This window comes from Thalassobius vesicularis, from assembly GCF_004799325.1.
GTDB classification, from domain to species: Bacteria; Pseudomonadota; Alphaproteobacteria; order Rhodobacterales; family Rhodobacteraceae; genus Thalassobius; species Thalassobius vesicularis.
Genome location: NZ_SSMD01000007.1, coordinates 140,463 through 155,473 on the forward strand (window position 1 = coordinate 140,463; position 15,011 = coordinate 155,473).

Here is a 15,011-nt window from a genome sequence, read left to right on the forward strand (position 1 = left end):
GCGCAGGGGCCAAGGAGTGGCCGCGCCTCTTGGCAGGGGGCGGGCGCTGCGCTAAGAGGGGGCAAAGAAGAAAGGCCCCGACGTGAGCGATACCGACAGTTTCATCGAAGAAGTCACCGAAGAAGTCCGCCGCGACAAGCTGTTCGCGCTGATGAAGAAATACGGCTGGATCGCAGCCGTTGCCGTGGTGGCGATCGTGGGCGGTGCCGCCTACAAGGAATGGACCAAGGCGCAAAACACCGCCGCCGCCCAGAAGCTGGGTGACGATGTGGTGGCCGCGCTGGAAAGCGACAGCGCCGAGGCGCGCGCCGCAGCCCTGGCGGGTGTGCAAAGCAACAGCCCGGCGGCGACTGCGCTGGTGGCGATGCTGCGCGCGGCGCAACTGGCCGAGGCCGGGGATACCCAGGGCGCCGTGGCGCTGCTGGATTCGGTCGCCTCGAACGGTGAGATGCCGATGATCTATCGTCAGGTCGCCTCGTTCAAATCGCTGCTGGTGCAGGGCAATGGGCTGGATGCCGCCGAACGCCGCGTGCGTCTGGAGGGGCTGATGCAGACCTCGGTCACGCTGCGCCTGCCGGCCGAGGAACAACTGGCCCTGCTGGACATCCAGGAAGGCAAATCCGCGGACGCGATCGAGCGCTTGCAGCGGATCATCGCGGATGCCGAGGTGACGGAGGACTTGCGTCGTCGGGCGTCTCAGTTGATTGTGTCGCTGGGTGGCGAGCTGCAACCGGCAAGCCAATCGGGCAATTGAGGCCCGGGCACGACGGCGGTCGCCGCGTGCCGAGACAATAAAGAGGGCGGTGTCCGTGAAACCAAGTGCTTTGATCCTGGGATTGGCTGGCCTGGCGGTTCTGACCGCCTGTAGCGAGAAGGAAGAGATCCTTGTCGGCGAGCGCGAGGAGATCTACGCGATCCTGGCCGACGGGGCGCCTGCCGATACGGTGATCCCCGAGAACCGCTCGGTCGCGATCCGGCTGCCTGCGGCCAAGGCGAATGCCGAGTGGACCCATGCCATCGGCACGCCCGCCTATCGCACCAGCCATCCGGCGCTGGCCGCTAACCCGGCCGTGATCTGGAGCGCGCCCATCGGCGCCGGGGACAGCCGCCGCAACCGCATCACCGCCGATCCCGTTGTCGCCGCTGGCAAGGTGTTCACGCTGGACGCGCAGGCGACGGTGATGGCGACCTCGACCGCCGGACAAACGCTGTGGAGCCGCGATCTGACGCCGGCGCGCGACAGTTCCGAAGAGGCGACGGGCGGTGGTCTGGCTTATGGCGACGGTACGCTGTTCGTGACCTCGGGCTTTGGCAGTCTGACCGCGATTGATCCGACCTCGGGCGCGGTGAAGTGGACCCAGCTGCTGAATGCCAGCGGCTCGGGCGCGCCGACCTATTACAAGGGGCTGGTCTACGTCACCTCGGGCGATGACACCGCCTGGGCGATCGAGCCGGATACCGGCCGCATCCGCTGGCAGCTGACCGCCGCGCCGGATAACGGCAACGTGCTGGGCGCTCCGGCCCCGGCGCTGACGGATAAATACGCGATTTTCGCCTATGGCGACGGCGAGGTGCAGGGCGCGTTCCGCAAGGGCGGGATGCGGATGTGGATTTCGCAGCTGGCGGGCGAACAGCAGAACCGCGCGATTTCGAAGCTGACGGATGTCACGGGCGATCCGGTGATCGACGGCAGCCGGATCTATGCGGGCTCGATGGCGGGCCGGATGGTGGCGCTGGACATCGACACCGGCGAGCGCATCTGGACGGCACGCGACGGCGCGCTGGGGCCGATGTGGCCGGTCGGCGGCTCGGTCTTCGCGGTGACGGTGCAGAACGAGCTGGTACGGATGAACGCCTCGGACGGCAGCCGCATCTGGGGCGTGAAACTGCCCCATTACGTGAAGCACACCCAGAAGAAAGCCACCGAGACCTATGCCAACATGGGCCCCGTGGTCGCCGGTGGGCGTGTGATCGTGGCCTCGAACGACGGCAAGATCCGGTTCTTCAACCCGGTCGATGGCGCGCTGCTGCAGGTGCTGGAAATTCCGGACGGGGCGACGACCTCTCCGGTGGTGGCCGGTGGCGTGATGTACGTCATCTCGACCAAGGGGCAATTGTACGCTTTCCGTTGACGCGGGAATGCTGTAACAGGGCGGCTTGATCCGCCTTCGGAGCCTGAAATGAGTTTTACCCTGGCCATTGTGGGGCGCCCCAATGTGGGCAAATCCACGCTGTTCAACCGCCTGGTCGGCAAGAAGCTGGCGCTGGTCGATGACCAGCCCGGCGTGACGCGCGACCTGCGTGAAGGCGAGGCGCGGCTGGGCCCGCTGCGGTTCACCGTGATCGACACCGCCGGTCTGGAAGAGGCCACTGACGACAGCCTGCAGGGCCGGATGCGCCGCCTGACGGAACGCGCCGTGGACATGGCCGATGTGTGCCTGTTCATGCTGGACGCGCGCGTCGGCGTGACGCCCTCGGACGAGGTGTTCGCGGACATCCTGCGCAAACGCTCGAAGCAGGTGATCCTGGCGGCCAACAAGGCCGAGGGCCGCGCCGGCGAGGCGGGCGCGCTGGAGGCCTATGCGCTGGGTCTGGGAGAGCCGCTGCGGATTTCCTCGGAACATGGCGAGGGGATGGACGATCTGCTGCACGTGCTGATGCCGATCGCCGAGGAATATGAGGAACGCGCCGCCGCGCATGCCCCCGAGGTCGATGTCAGCATCGACGAGGACGTGGATGGCGATGACGAAGATTACACCATCCGCTGGCCCACGCCGGAGCGGCCGATGCAGATCGCCGTGGTGGGCCGCCCGAACGCGGGCAAATCCACGCTGATCAACAAGATCCTGGGCGAGGACCGCCTGCTGACCGGCCCCGAGGCGGGGATCACGCGCGACGCGATTTCGCTGTCGATGGACTGGGACGGGCTGCCGATCCGCATCTGGGACACCGCGGGGATGCGCAAGCGCGCCAAGGTGCAGGACAAGCTGGAGAAACTGTCGGTCTCGGACGGTCTGCGCGCGGTGAAATTCGCCGAGGTCGTGGTGGTGCTGCTGGACGCGGCGATTCCGTTCGAACAGCAAGACCTGCGCATCGCCGACCTGGCCGAGCGTGAAGGCCGCGCCGTCGTGGTCGCGGTCAACAAGTGGGATATCGAAGACGAGAAGCAGGAGAAGCTGAAGGCTCTGAAAGAGTCGTTCGAGCGGCTGCTGCCCCAGCTGCGCGGCGCGCCGCTGGTCACCGTCAGCGCCAAGACCGGCAAGGGGCTGGACCGCCTGCACGGCGCGATCAAACGCGCCTACGAGATCTGGAACCGCCGCGTGCCGACCGCCCAGCTGAACCGCTGGCTGACCGGGATGCTGGAACAGCACCCGCCGCCCGCGCCGGGCGGGCGCCGCATCAAGCTGCGCTACATGACCCAGGCCAAGAGCCGCCCGCCGGGGTTCGTGGTCATGTGTTCGCACCCCGATGTGATGCCCGATTCGTATTCGCGCTACCTGGTCAACGGGCTGCGGCAGGACTTTGACATGCCGGGCACGCCGATCCGCCTGTACATGCGCGGGCAGGGCGACCGAAACCCCTACAAGGGCCGACGCGAAAAGAACGCAGGCGCCCTGACCAAGCACCTGAACAAGACACCCAAGGGGCGCTGAGGCGCCCCTTTTTCATGGCCGCAACCAAGGTCGTAAGCGCCCTTTTGCCGATGCAGCATTTTCTACGGTATCCGGGCCGTATTCGATTCTGTTGCGGCTGCCAACAGATCAGATATGTCTCCGCTCGAAGGCAATATCGCCTTTTTATCAGCGACTTAGCTGTCGCATTTGGAGTATCGTCCATGAACAAAGTTGTTCTGGCTCTGGCTGCTTCTGCAGCATTTTTCGCAGCTCAAGCACATGCCGAAATCACCGTCGAAGACACCGACGGCAACGGCTCGTACTCGATGGAAGAACTGTCGGCAGCCGTTGAAGGCCTGACCGAAGAGCAGTTCGGCCAGATCGACGCCGACGCAAACGGCGAAGTGAGCGCAGACGAGCTGGCAGCAGCCGTCGCAGCTGGCGTTATCGCAGGCTGAGCCAGACAGGACGTCCGGGAGGGGTAACCTCGTGCCTGACCCGACGCACCGTCACACACCCCCGGCTGCATCCGCGCCGGGGGTTCGTGTTTTCAGCGGGCCAGAAAAGCGCGGCCCGCCAGCATCAGGATGCCAAGGCTGGCCAGTCCGATGATCTGCACGTTGCCGCTGGCCATGTTGGCCACGACGATCCCGGCCAGCGCCCAGATGATGCCCAGCGAATATTCCGGCGAATCAGGGCGTTGCGATTGCACGAACAGGCCCAGCACCAGCGCCAGACCCAGCATCAGGTAGGCGGCGGTCTGCGCGCCCAGAATGCCGTAGCCCGCCAGCACCAGCCCCGTCGCAACCGCGCTGGCCGCCGTCAGCCACCCGGCATAAAGCGCGACCGGCGTGCGCTGCCACAGCCTGTCTTGCCTTCCGGCATTCATCATGGCCATTACCGCGCTGCCCCACATCACCCAGATCAGGCCAGTGGCCCAAAGCGGCGACAGATTCGCCACCGGGATCCAGGCAATCCCCACGATCAGCGACAGCAGCAGGGCCGGGCGCATGCGGTGCCAATCGGTGGCCTGGGCGCGTTTGAACAGGCCGTAGCCCGCACCGACGATCAGCCACAGGTAGATCAGCCCCCAGATCGAAAACGCATAGCCCGCGGGCTGAATCGGGGGGCGGTATTGCGGGATCGGGAACTGCTCGGGCGTGAAGCCGCTGAAGCCGGGGCTGAGCACCGGGGACAGGACGAATCCTATTGAGGCGATAAGGATGAGGCTGGCGATCATACGTTCCATGGGGATGGAACGCGCGTTTGGCCAAAGGGTTCCCGCCAGGGGCAGATATTTTTTGGCCGCCCCGGTGGGACGGCCAATCAGGTGGCCTTAGGCCAAGGTGCCGTCCGCCGTCAGGCAGGTTTTGCCGCCCAGATAGGAGTGCAGTACCTCGGGCAGGTTGACCGAGCCGTCGGCCTGCTGGCCGTTCTCCAGCACTGCGATCAGCGTGCGGCCCACGGCCAGGCCCGAGCCGTTCAGCGTGTGCACGAATTGCGGCTTGCCGCCGTCGGTGGGCTTGAAGCGGGCGTTCATGCGGCGCGCCTGGAAATCACCGCAGACGGAAACCGAGCTGATCTCGCGGTAGGTATCCTGACCGGGCAGCCAGACCTCGATATCGTGGGTGCGGGTGGCGCCAAAGCCCATGTCGCCGGTGCACAGCACGACGGTGCGATAGGGCAGGCCCAGCTTTTCAAGGATGCCCTCGGCGCATTTGGTCATGCGGTCATGTTCGGCCAGCGAGGTGTCGGGATGGGTGATCGAGACCATCTCGACCTTTTCGAACTGGTGTTGGCGCAACATGCCTGCGGTGTCGCGGCCCGCGCTGCCCGCTTCGGAGCGGAAGCACTGGGTATGCGCGACCATGCGCAGGGGCAGGGCGGATTCGTCCACGGTTTCGTTGTTGACGACGTTGGTCAGGGTGACCTCGGCGGTCGGCACCAGCCACCAGCCTTCGCGGGTCTGATAGCTGTCCTCGCCGAATTTCGGCAGCTGGCCCGTGCCCAGCATCATTTCCTCGCGCACCAGAACCGGGGTCCAGGTTTCCGAGAGGCCGTTTTCCTCGATATGGGTGTCCAGCATGAACTGCGCCAGCGCGCGGTGGATGCGGGCGACGCCGGCCTTCAGCACGACGAAGCGCGAGCCGGAGAGTTTCGCGGCAGTCTCGAAATCCATGCCCGGGACGACGCCGTCCAGCTGGTAATGTTCGCGCGGTTTGAAATCGAAGACGCGCGGGGTGCCCCAGCGGCGAATCTCGACGTTATCGTGTTCGTCCTTGCCGTCGGGCACCACGTCCAGCGGTGCGTTGGGCAGGGTCATCAGCAGGTCGGTCAGCTGCTGGTCCAGCGCCTTGGCCTCGGCCTGCATGGCGGCGACTTCGGTTTTCTTTTCGGCTACGAGGGCGCGCAGGCGTTCAAACTCTGCCTCGTCGCCACGGCCCTTGGCGGCGCCGACTTCCTTGGCGGCCTTGTTCTGATCGGCCTGCGCGGTTTCCGAGGCGAGGATCTTGGCGCGCCGCGCCTCGTCCAGGGCCAGAATCTCGGACGACATGGGAGCAGCCCCGCGACGGGACAGAGCCGCGTCGAAAGCGGCGGGATTTTCGCGGATGGCACGGATGTCATGCATGGGTCTGCTCCGGGGTGTGTTGAGTCGTTTCGGCGCAGGTTATTGCGTATTTTTGAACAGGATGTAAGCGCGCCCCGCGAAAGATGCGGCATTTCACCGGGGCGCAGGCGGATCGCCTGCTGACCGGGTGGCCTTTCGCGCCTTGCAAATGGCGGCCCTCGCACATAGGTTCCCTGCAAAATCCGGGGGGGTGACCCTCGCCATGCTATAAGGACAGACAAAAATGGAAGCCATTGGCCAGTTTCTCCCTCTCATCCTGATTTTCGCGATCATGTATTTCCTGCTGATCCGCCCCCAGCAGAAAAAGATGAAGGACCACCAGAACATGGTCTCGGCGCTGCGTCGCGGTGATCAGGTCGTCACGCAGGGCGGCATCATCGGCAAGGTCAGCAAGGTCAAGGACGACAACGAGGTCGAGCTGGAGATCGCCGAGGGCGTCAAGGTGCGCGTCGTGAAATCGACCATCGCACAGGTTCTGAACAAGACCGAGCCGGCTGCAGCCGAGGCGTAAGCCCCGCGCAGCCCCAAGCAAAGGCAGGGATCATGCTTCAGATTCAGATGTGGAAGCGTGTGCTGATCTGGGCGCTTTGCGCCCTCGGCATCGCGCTGGCGCTTCCGAATGCGTTCTACACGCGGGTGGAGACGCATAACGACGCGGTCGCCTCGATCGAGAAGGGGGCCACGGCCCCCGGTCTGGCGGAACAGGTGGCCCTGTGGCCCTCGTTCCTGCCGTCGGGGCTGGTCAATCTGGGGCTGGACCTGCGCGGCGGGGCGCATCTGCTGGCCGAAGTGCAGGTTGCGGATGTCTATGAAACCCGCCTGCAGGGCATGTGGCCCGAAGTGCGCGACCTGCTGCGCGAGGAGCGTGACACGATCGGCACCATCCGGCTGCAACGCACGCAAGGCGCCGAGTTGCGCATCCGTCTGAACCAGAACCCGGACATGGCCGAACGCGCCGCCGAGCTGGTGCGCGGTCTGGCCCGTCCCGTGGCCAGCCTGTCGGGCGCGGGTGCCAGCGACATCGAAGTCACCGTGGATGGCGCGGATATCGTCATCACCCTGAGCGAGGCCGAGCGCGCCGCCACCGATGACCGCACCGTCAAGCAGGCGCTGGAGATCATCCGCCGCCGTATCGACGAGGTCGGCACGCGCGAACCTACCATTCAGCGTCAGGGCGACAGCCGCATCCTGATCCAGGTGCCCGGCATCGGCAGCGCGAAAGAGCTGAAGGATATCATCGGCACCACCGCGCAGCTGACGTTCCAGGGCGTGGTGACGCGGACCAACAATGCCGATATGCCGGCTGGCGCTGGCAACGAGTTGCTGCCCGCCGCCAATGAAAAAGATCTGTACTACGTGCTGGAACAGGCCGCTGTCGTCACCGGCGAGGACCTGGTGGACGCGCAGCCTTCGTTCGATCAGAACGGGCGGCCGGCGGTCAGCTTCCGCTTTGATCCGACCGGCGCGCGCAAGTTCGGCGATTACACGGCGGCCAATATCGGCAACCCCTTCGCCATCGTGCTGGACGGAGAGGTGATCAGCGCCCCCGTGATCCAGGCCCATATCGGCGGCGGATCGGGCATCATCACCGGCAATTTCACGGTCGAGGAATCGACCAACCTGGCGGTTCTGCTGCGTGCGGGCGCCTTGCCCGCCGGGCTGGATTTCCTCGAAGAGCGGACGATCGGCCCGGAACTGGGCGCCGACAGCATCGAAGCAGGCAAGATTGCCAGCGTCGTGGCGGCGGCTGCGGTCGTGCTGTTCATGCTGGCCAGCTATGGCCTGTTCGGCCTGTTCGCCAACATCGCGCTGGCGCTGAACGTCATCATGATCTTCGGCGCGCTGAGCCTGATCGGCGGCACGCTGACGCTGCCCGGTATCGCGGGTATCGTGCTGACCATCGGCACGGCGGTGGACGCCAACGTGCTGATCTTTGAGCGCATCCGCGAGGAATTGCGCACCGCCAAAGGCCCCGCCCGCGCGATCGAGCTGGGCTATGACCGGGCGCTGTCGGCGATCATCGACGCCAACATCACCACGTTCATCATCGCGGTGATCCTGTTCACGCTGGGCTCGGGTCCGGTGCGCGGCTTTGCGATCACGCTGGGTCTGGGCATCGTCACGTCGGTCTTTACGGCGATCTACGTCACGCGGCTGCTGATCGTCACCTGGTTCGAACGCCGCCGTCCGAAAACGATTGAGGTCTGACATGCGCCTGCGTTTCTTCAAGGAAGTACCGAATTTCGACTTCTTCCGCCTGCAATGGGTCACGCTGGGTGTCTCGGGCGTGGCGGTGGTGCTGTCGCTGGTCAGCTGGCTGGTGATCGGGCTGAACTTCGGCATCGACTTCAAAGGCGGCACCACGATCCGTACGGAATCGAGCGCGGCCGTTGATGTTGGCTCGTACCGCAGTGCGCTGGCACAGCTGGGGCTGGGCGACGTGATCATCTCGGAGGTGTACGACCCCGCGTTCGGCGAGGACAAACACGTCTCGATGATCCGCATCCAGGCGCAGGACGACCAAGAGGCGGTCACGCCAGAAACCATCCAGAAGATCGAGGACGCGCTGAAAGTCGTCGATCCTTCGATCACCTTCCCGTCGGTGGAATCGGTCGGCCCCAAAGTGTCCGGAGAGCTGATCATCACGGCGATTCTGGCGGTGGGCGCGTCGCTGGCGGCGATCCTGTTCTACATCTGGCTGCGGTTCGAATGGCAGTTCTCGGTGGGCGCGGTCGCAGCACTGGCGCATGACGTGATCGTGACGATCGGGATCTTCTCGGTCATGCAGATCCGGTTCGATCTGGCGACCATCGCGGCGCTGCTGACGATCATCGGCTATTCGATCAACGACACCGTGGTGATCTTTGACCGCCTGCGGGAGAACCTGATCAAGTTCAAGACGACGCCGCTGCGTGACCTGATGAACCTGACGGCGAACGAAACGCTGAGCCGGACGATCATGACCTCGGGCACCACGCTGATCGCGCTGATCGCGCTGCTGGTGCTGGGCGGCGACGTGATCCGTGGCTTCGTCTTTGCCATCACCTGGGGCATCATCGTGGGCACGTATTCGTCGGTCTATGTGGCCAAGAATATCGTGCTGATGCTGGGCGTGAAACGCGACTGGTCCAAGCCGGATTCGGGTGCGGGCACCCAGTTTGCCAACATCGATGCCTGAGGTCATTTCCGCCGTCCTGGCCCAAGAGGGCCTGGTCTGGCTGATCTTTGGCACATTCATCGCAGGGGTCGTGCGAGGCTTTACCGGCTTCGGCACGGCCCTTGTTTTTCTGCCCATCGCGGGGCTGGTGCTACCACCCGTGCAGGCGCTGGTCGTGCTGGTGGTGATGGACCTGATCGGCGCCGCGCCCAACCTGCCTCGGGCGGTGCGGGACGGCCATCCCGGCAAGATCGCCCTGATGCTGGCGGGGGCGCTGATCGCGCTGCCGGTCGGGCTGATGGTGCTGTTCTCGGTCCGGCCCGAGCTGTTTCGATATGCGGTGTCGGGCATTGCGCTGCTGGCACCCGCGCTGATGGCCGCCGGGTTCCGGCTGACGCGGCCGCTGGGGCCGGGGCTGCTGTTCGGGACGGGCGTGCTGAGCGGGTTTCTGGGGGGAATCAGCGGGCTGGCGGGGCCGCCGGTGATCCTGCTGTACATGGCCTCGAACCTGCCGACGCAAGCGATCCGCGGCAATATCATGAGCTACCTGAGCGCCTTTGGCCTGCTGATGATCGGGGTTCTGGCCGTGCAGGGGCGCTTTTTCCCCGAGGCGGCGCTGATCGGGCTGCTGCTGGCGGTGCCGAATCTGCTGGGCAATCTGGCGGGGGCGGCTATGTTCCGGCCCGAGCGCGCGAAGCTGTACCGCGCCACCGGATATGCGATTATCACGGCGTCGGCGCTGGCCGGTTTGCCGCTGTGGGACTGAGGAAACGGAAAACAACGCCATGCAGATGCACGAGATCACTTACAAGGATGCGGTTCCGATCGACGGGTACGGGCCGGGGTTTTTCCGGGTCGCGGGCCAGGTGATCGAGGGGCCGGTGCTGGTGACGCTGACGCGCGCGGCCAGCTGGGGCGGGTTGCAGGATGCGGCTGCGCTGGAGGCGCTGGCGGGTTCGGTCGACGTGATCTTTCTGGGGATGGGCGCGGATATCGCGCATCCGCCCGCCGCGCTGCGCAAGGCGCTGGAGGAGCTGGGCGTCGGGCTGGAGGTCATGAGCTCTCCGGCCGCATGCCGGACGTATAACGTGCTGGCCTCGGAGGGGCGGCGGGTTGCGGTTGCCGCGCTGCCGGTTTGACCAAGGTCAAGGTCGGGGCGGTAGCTTCGGGGTAGGCCCTGTCTGAACGCGGACGGAGTGGGGGCCAGCCCCCACACCCCCGGGATATTTGGAAAAAGAAGAAGGACCGGGCGGTTGCGGCTTTGCGGGGCCGGGCCAATCGGGTAGGACGGCGGCATGGAACTGACAGTGACTGATCTTGCCGTGGCGCGCGGAGGCGTGCCGGTCCTTGAGGGGGTTTCGTTCACCGTGATGGCGGGCGAGGCGCTGGTGCTGCGTGGGCCGAACGGATGTGGCAAGACCACGTTGCTGCGCACGGTTGCCGGGTTGCAGCCTGCGCTGGCTGGACAGATCGGGCTGGAGCGTGAGGCGATGGCTTATGCGGGGCACTCGGACGGGATCAAGGCCGTGCTGAGCGTGCGCGAAAACCTGCAATTCTGGGCGGATGTGTTTGCGACGGGCTCGATCGAGCCGGCGCTGGAGGCGTTCGATCTGAACGGGCTGAAGGATCGCCCGGCCGGGTCGCTGTCGGCGGGGCAGAAGCGGCGGCTGGGGCTGGCGCGGATGGTCGTCACGGGGCGCCCGGTCTGGGTGCTGGACGAGCCAACCGTGTCGCTGGACGTGTCCGCGGTGGAGATGTTCGCGGGGGCCGTGCGCACCCATCTGCGCGGCGGTGGGCTGGCGCTGATGGCGACGCATATCGACCTGGGGCTGGACGAGGCGCGGGTGCTGGATGTGCGCCCGTTCAAGGCGAAGGCCCCTGCATTGGATGATTTCGACGGAGCATTCCTGTGATTGCGCTGCTGACACGAGACTTGCGGCTGGCGGTGCGCGCGGGCGGGGGCTTTGGCCTGGGGCTGGCGTTCTTTTTGATCGTCGTGGTGCTGGTGCCGTTCGGCGTGGGGCCGCAATCGGCGCTGCTGGCCAAGATCGCCTCGGGGATTTTGTGGCTGGGCTCGCTGCTGGCTTGCCTGCTGTCGCTGGACCGGATTTTCGCGCTGGACTGGGAGGATGGCTCTCTGGATCTGCTGGCGACCGCGCCGGTGCCGCTGGAGGCTGCCGTCAGCATCAAGGCGCTGGCGCATTGGCTTACGACGGGGCTGCCGCTGGTGGTGGCTGCGCCCGTGTTCGGGATGCTGCTGAACCTGCCGGGGCCGGGCTACGGGCCAGTGGTGCTGTCGCTGCTGCTGGGCACCCCGGCGCTGAGCGTGATCGGCACCTTCGGCGCGGCGCTGACGGTAGGGATCAAGCGGGGCGGGCTGCTGCTGAGCCTGCTGGTGCTGCCGCTTTACGTGCCCACGCTGATTTTCGGCGCCGAGGTGGCGCGGCGCGGGGCGGACCAGATGGATTACAGTACGCCGATGCTGTTGCTGGCGGGGATCAGCTGCGGCGCTATCGCGCTGTTGCCCTTTGCCTCGGCTGCGGTATTGCGGGTGAACCTGCGCTAACAAGGATGTGACTTGCGCATCGCGCGAGGGGAGATAGGAAAAGACATGGCCTCGATCTGGGAATATGCCAATCCGAAGAAATTCATCGCCACCACGGACAAGCTGTTGCCGTGGGTGTCGGCGCTGGCCGTGGTCGCGCTGGTCAGCGGGCTGATCTGGGGCTTTTTCTTCACGCCCGAGGATTACAAGCAGGGCTCGACCGTCAAGATCATCTACCTGCACGTGCCTGCCGCGCTGATGGCGATCAACGCATGGATGATGATGCTGGTGGCGTCCTTGGTGTGGATCGTGCGGCGGCACCATGTGTCGGCGCTGGCGGCCCGCGCGGCCGCACCGATCGGGGCGACGATGACGGTGATCGCACTGGTGACGGGCGCGATCTGGGGCCAGCCGATGTGGGGCACCTGGTGGGAGTGGGACCCGCGCCTGACCAGCTTTTTGATCCTGTTCCTGTTCTATCTGGGCTACATGGCGCTGTGGGCGGCGATTGAAAACGACGACACGGCGGCCGATCTGACCTCGATCCTGTGTCTGGTGGGGTCGGTGTTCGCGCTGCTGAGCCGCTATGCGGTGAATTTCTGGAACCAGGGCCTGCACCAGGGCGCGTCCTTGTCGCTGGACAAGGAAGAGCACGTCAATGACGTGTATTACTATCCGCTGCTGGTCTGCATCGCCGGGTTCATCCTGTTGTTCGTGGCGCTGGTGTTCCTGCGCACGCAAACCGAGATCCGCGCACGCCGTACACGGGCGCTGCTGGCACGGGAGAGACTGGGACAATGATGCCGGAACTGGGAAAATACGAGATCGAGGTGCTGTCGTCCTACGCGGTGTCGATCGTGATTATCGTGGCGCTGGTCGCCATCAGCATCCTGCGGTCGCGCAAGGCACGGGCCTTGTTGGACGATGTCGAGAAACGGAGTGGACGCAATGGCTAAGTTTTCCCCGCTGATGATTGCTCCGCCGCTGATTTTCGCGGGGCTGGCGGCGATGTTCGTGCTGGGCATGAAGCGCGAGAACCCGAATGATCTGCCGTCGCAGCTGATCGCCAAATCGGCGCCGCCGCTGACGCTGACCGCGTTCGAGGGCGAACCGCTGCTGACCGACGAAACCGTGCGCGAGCCGGGCCTGAAGCTGGTCAACTTCTGGGGGACGTGGTGCGTGGCCTGCCGGGCCGAGCATCCTAACCTGCTGAAACTGTCGGAACTGCTGAAGATGCCGATGCCGCTGCACGGCGTCAATTTCGACGAAACCGTCGAGGGCGCGCCCGAGAAATACCTGGCCGAAGAGGGCAACCCCTTTACCACGCTGGGCAAGGATCTGAGCAAGAAGACCAAGATCGACTGGGGCGTCTATGGCGCGCCCGAGACGTTCCTGATCGACGCGAATGGCAAGGTGCTGCTGCGTATCGCCGGGCCGCTGACCGAGCGGGTGATCGACCAGACGCTGATGCCGGCGATCCGTGCCGCGCAAGGGCAGTAACGGGCTGGCTTAGTCCTGCCAGAACTTGCGGGTGAACAGCAAGTAGACGGCCAGGATTTCCAGCCGTCCGACCAGCATTCCGAAGATCATCAGCCACTTCGCCGCTTCGGGGAAATTGTTCATGGCGCCCGAGGGCGACACCCCCGGCCCGAAGGCGGGGCCGATATTGGCGATGGCTGTCCAGGCGGCGGTGATCGCGGTTTTCAGGTGCAGGCCGGTCAGGTCCAGCGCCACGATCAGCACCCCGAAGGACAGCGTGAACAGTACGAAGAACGCGATGACCGAGTTGATGACGTCCTGCTCGATGGTCTGGCTGCCAAGGTGCGGGCGCATCACTGCATTGGGATATTGAATCCGGCGGATCTGGGTCTTGATGGCCTCGATCACGATCAGCCAGCGGAACACCTTGATCGAGCAGACCGTGGACGATGTGCACCCGCCGACCAGTCCGGAAAAGAAGATCAGCGCGAAGGGAAAGCCGCCCCAAGTGGTGATATCCTCGGACGCGTAGCCGGTGCCGGAAAACAGCGTGATCGTGTTAAAGACGCTTTCGCGGAGGATATCCAGAAAGGGGGTCGTCTCGTTATACCAGCGGTACAGGACAATTGCGCCGATCACATAGGCCGTCCACCGCAGGAACGCACGGATCTGCACGTCGCGGAACATCGGTCTGACCTGTCCGCGCGTCAGTTGCACGAAGCGGATGAAGGGCAGCGACGCCAGCATCATGAACAACGAGGCGACATATTCCAACGGCCCCTCGTAGGCGGCAAAGCTGGCGTCGGCGGTGGAAAATCCGCCGGTTGAGATCGTGGTGAAGGAGTGGACCGTCGCCTCGAATGGGGTCATGCCCAGCAGCATGTAAGCCATCGCGCACAGCACGGTCAGGCCGATATAGACGTCCAGCAGGCTGCGGGCGATGTCGGGGGCGCGGGGCATCACTTTGCCCAGAGTGTCGAACCCTTCGGAGCGGAAGAACTGCATCCCGCCGACCCGCATAACGGGCAGGAAGATCATCGCCACGACGACGATGCCTAACCCGCCCAGCCATTGCAGGATACCGCGCCACAGCAGGATGCCCGAGGGCAGGGACTCGATGTTTTCGTAGATGGTGGCGCCGGTCGTGGTCATGCCCGAGACGGATTCGAAATAGGCGTCGATGAAGCTGGATTGCGGGGCGCCCAGCATCAGCGGCAGTGCGCCGACCATCGGAATCACCACCCAGGTGCCGGTGGTCAGCAGGAACGCCTCGCGGATGCCGATGTCGTCGCCGCGGCGGTTCTGGGTGGCCATCACCACCATCACGCCCACAACCAGCGAAAACCCGGCGGACTTGGCGAAAACGCCCATGCTTTGATCGCCGGTCACACCGTCCATCACCAGGCACGGCAGCATGGCCAGGCCCATTGCGATGGTCAGATAGGCCAGAATTCTGGCGATAGAGGCGTATTGCATCGTGTCTTTTCCGGTCGAAACAGGGCGGAGTTAACGAAAACCGCCCCGCAAGGTCCAGCGTGAAATGGGGGCGACGCAAGGGCAAGGCCCGAGTGCGGCATTTCGGGCATG

Annotated in this window: 17 protein-coding genes; 14 read left to right on the top strand and 3 right to left on the bottom strand. The window is 65.0% G+C overall.

All coding sequences use genetic code 11. From position 1 onward, the window contains the following. Nucleotides 1-82 precede the first annotated feature (82 nt). The 4 genes from E7681_RS14680 to E7681_RS14695 all read left to right on the top strand — a co-directional run bounded on the left by E7681_RS14680 (nucleotide 83) and on the right by E7681_RS14695 (nucleotide 4,072). Nucleotides 83-754 (top strand): hypothetical protein, encoded by a 672-nt coding sequence (locus tag E7681_RS14680; protein WP_136340065.1) that lies wholly within the window; start codon nucleotides 83-85, stop codon nucleotides 752-754. A gap of 55 nt (nucleotides 755-809) precedes the next feature. After that, nucleotides 810-2,132, top strand: coding sequence for a PQQ-like beta-propeller repeat protein (locus E7681_RS14685; protein WP_136340066.1), 1,323 nt, complete (start codon nucleotides 810-812; stop codon nucleotides 2,130-2,132). 48 nt (nucleotides 2,133-2,180) lie between these two features. After that, nucleotides 2,181-3,653 carry a ribosome biogenesis GTPase Der gene (gene der, locus E7681_RS14690; protein ID WP_136340067.1) on the top strand — a complete coding sequence of 491 codons (1,473 nt, stop codon included), beginning with the start codon at nucleotides 2,181-2,183 and terminating at the stop codon, nucleotides 3,651-3,653. Nucleotides 3,654-3,835: 182 nt separating this feature from the next. After that, on the top strand, nucleotides 3,836-4,072 hold the full coding sequence (locus E7681_RS14695; RefSeq protein ID WP_136340068.1) for an EF-hand domain-containing protein: 237 nt from the start codon (nucleotides 3,836-3,838) through the stop codon (nucleotides 4,070-4,072). 92 nt (nucleotides 4,073-4,164) lie between these two features. Here the strand turns inward: E7681_RS14695 and E7681_RS14700 are convergent, their stop codons facing one another. After that, on the bottom strand, nucleotides 4,165-4,863 hold the full coding sequence (locus E7681_RS14700; RefSeq protein WP_136340069.1) for a hypothetical protein: 699 nt from the start codon (nucleotides 4,861-4,863) through the stop codon (nucleotides 4,165-4,167). Nucleotides 4,864-4,950: 87 nt separating this feature from the next. Beyond that, the gene (serS, locus tag E7681_RS14705) at nucleotides 4,951-6,243 is read right to left on the bottom strand and encodes a serine--tRNA ligase (RefSeq protein ID WP_136340070.1); all 1,293 of its coding nucleotides are present in this window, start codon (nucleotides 6,241-6,243) and stop codon (nucleotides 4,951-4,953) included. A gap of 223 nt (nucleotides 6,244-6,466) precedes the next feature. Between serS and yajC the strand changes: the two genes are divergently transcribed. The 10 genes from yajC to E7681_RS14755 all read left to right on the top strand — a co-directional run bounded on the left by yajC (nucleotide 6,467) and on the right by E7681_RS14755 (nucleotide 13,445). Continuing rightward, nucleotides 6,467-6,754, top strand: a complete 288-nt coding sequence (yajC, locus tag E7681_RS14710) for a preprotein translocase subunit YajC (RefSeq protein WP_136340071.1) — start codon at nucleotides 6,467-6,469, stop codon at nucleotides 6,752-6,754. 32 nt (nucleotides 6,755-6,786) lie between these two features. Next, complete coding sequence (gene secD, locus E7681_RS14715; protein ID WP_136340072.1) at nucleotides 6,787-8,451, top strand: protein translocase subunit SecD; 1,665 nt, start codon at nucleotides 6,787-6,789, stop codon at nucleotides 8,449-8,451. Between the two features lies 1 nt (nucleotide 8,452). Continuing rightward, a complete protein-coding gene (gene secF / locus E7681_RS14720) occupies nucleotides 8,453-9,421 on the top strand; it encodes a protein translocase subunit SecF (protein ID WP_136340073.1) in 969 nt (322 codons plus the stop codon). Next, the gene (locus E7681_RS14725) at nucleotides 9,414-10,166 is read left to right on the top strand and encodes a sulfite exporter TauE/SafE family protein (protein ID WP_136340074.1); all 753 of its coding nucleotides are present in this window, start codon (nucleotides 9,414-9,416) and stop codon (nucleotides 10,164-10,166) included. Before secF ends, E7681_RS14725 begins: the two co-directional genes overlap by 8 nt. A gap of 19 nt (nucleotides 10,167-10,185) precedes the next feature. After that, nucleotides 10,186-10,539, top strand: coding sequence for an Mth938-like domain-containing protein (locus E7681_RS14730; protein ID WP_136340075.1), 354 nt, complete (start codon nucleotides 10,186-10,188; stop codon nucleotides 10,537-10,539). Between the two features lie 156 nt (nucleotides 10,540-10,695). Then, a complete protein-coding gene (ccmA, locus tag E7681_RS14735; RefSeq protein WP_136340076.1) occupies nucleotides 10,696-11,313 on the top strand; it encodes a heme ABC exporter ATP-binding protein CcmA in 618 nt (205 codons plus the stop codon). After that, on the top strand, nucleotides 11,310-11,966 hold the full coding sequence (gene ccmB / locus E7681_RS14740) for a heme exporter protein CcmB (protein WP_136340077.1): 657 nt from the start codon (nucleotides 11,310-11,312) through the stop codon (nucleotides 11,964-11,966). Before ccmA ends, ccmB begins: the two co-directional genes overlap by 4 nt. Nucleotides 11,967-12,011: 45 nt before the next feature. Then, complete coding sequence (locus E7681_RS14745) at nucleotides 12,012-12,746, top strand: heme ABC transporter permease (RefSeq protein WP_136340078.1); 735 nt, start codon at nucleotides 12,012-12,014, stop codon at nucleotides 12,744-12,746. Then, complete coding sequence (locus E7681_RS14750) at nucleotides 12,746-12,901, top strand: heme exporter protein CcmD (RefSeq protein WP_342777063.1); 156 nt, start codon at nucleotides 12,746-12,748, stop codon at nucleotides 12,899-12,901. Before E7681_RS14745 ends, E7681_RS14750 begins: the two co-directional genes overlap by 1 nt. After that, nucleotides 12,894-13,445 (top strand): DsbE family thiol:disulfide interchange protein, encoded by a 552-nt coding sequence (locus tag E7681_RS14755; protein WP_136340080.1) that lies wholly within the window; start codon nucleotides 12,894-12,896, stop codon nucleotides 13,443-13,445. The genes E7681_RS14750 and E7681_RS14755 overlap by 8 nt, the downstream gene beginning before the upstream one ends. A gap of 9 nt (nucleotides 13,446-13,454) precedes the next feature. Here the strand turns inward: E7681_RS14755 and E7681_RS14760 are convergent, their stop codons facing one another. After that, nucleotides 13,455-14,900 carry a TrkH family potassium uptake protein gene (locus E7681_RS14760; protein WP_136340081.1) on the bottom strand — a complete coding sequence of 482 codons (1,446 nt, stop codon included), beginning with the start codon at nucleotides 14,898-14,900 and terminating at the stop codon, nucleotides 13,455-13,457. Between the last annotated feature and the right edge of the window lie 111 nt (nucleotides 14,901-15,011).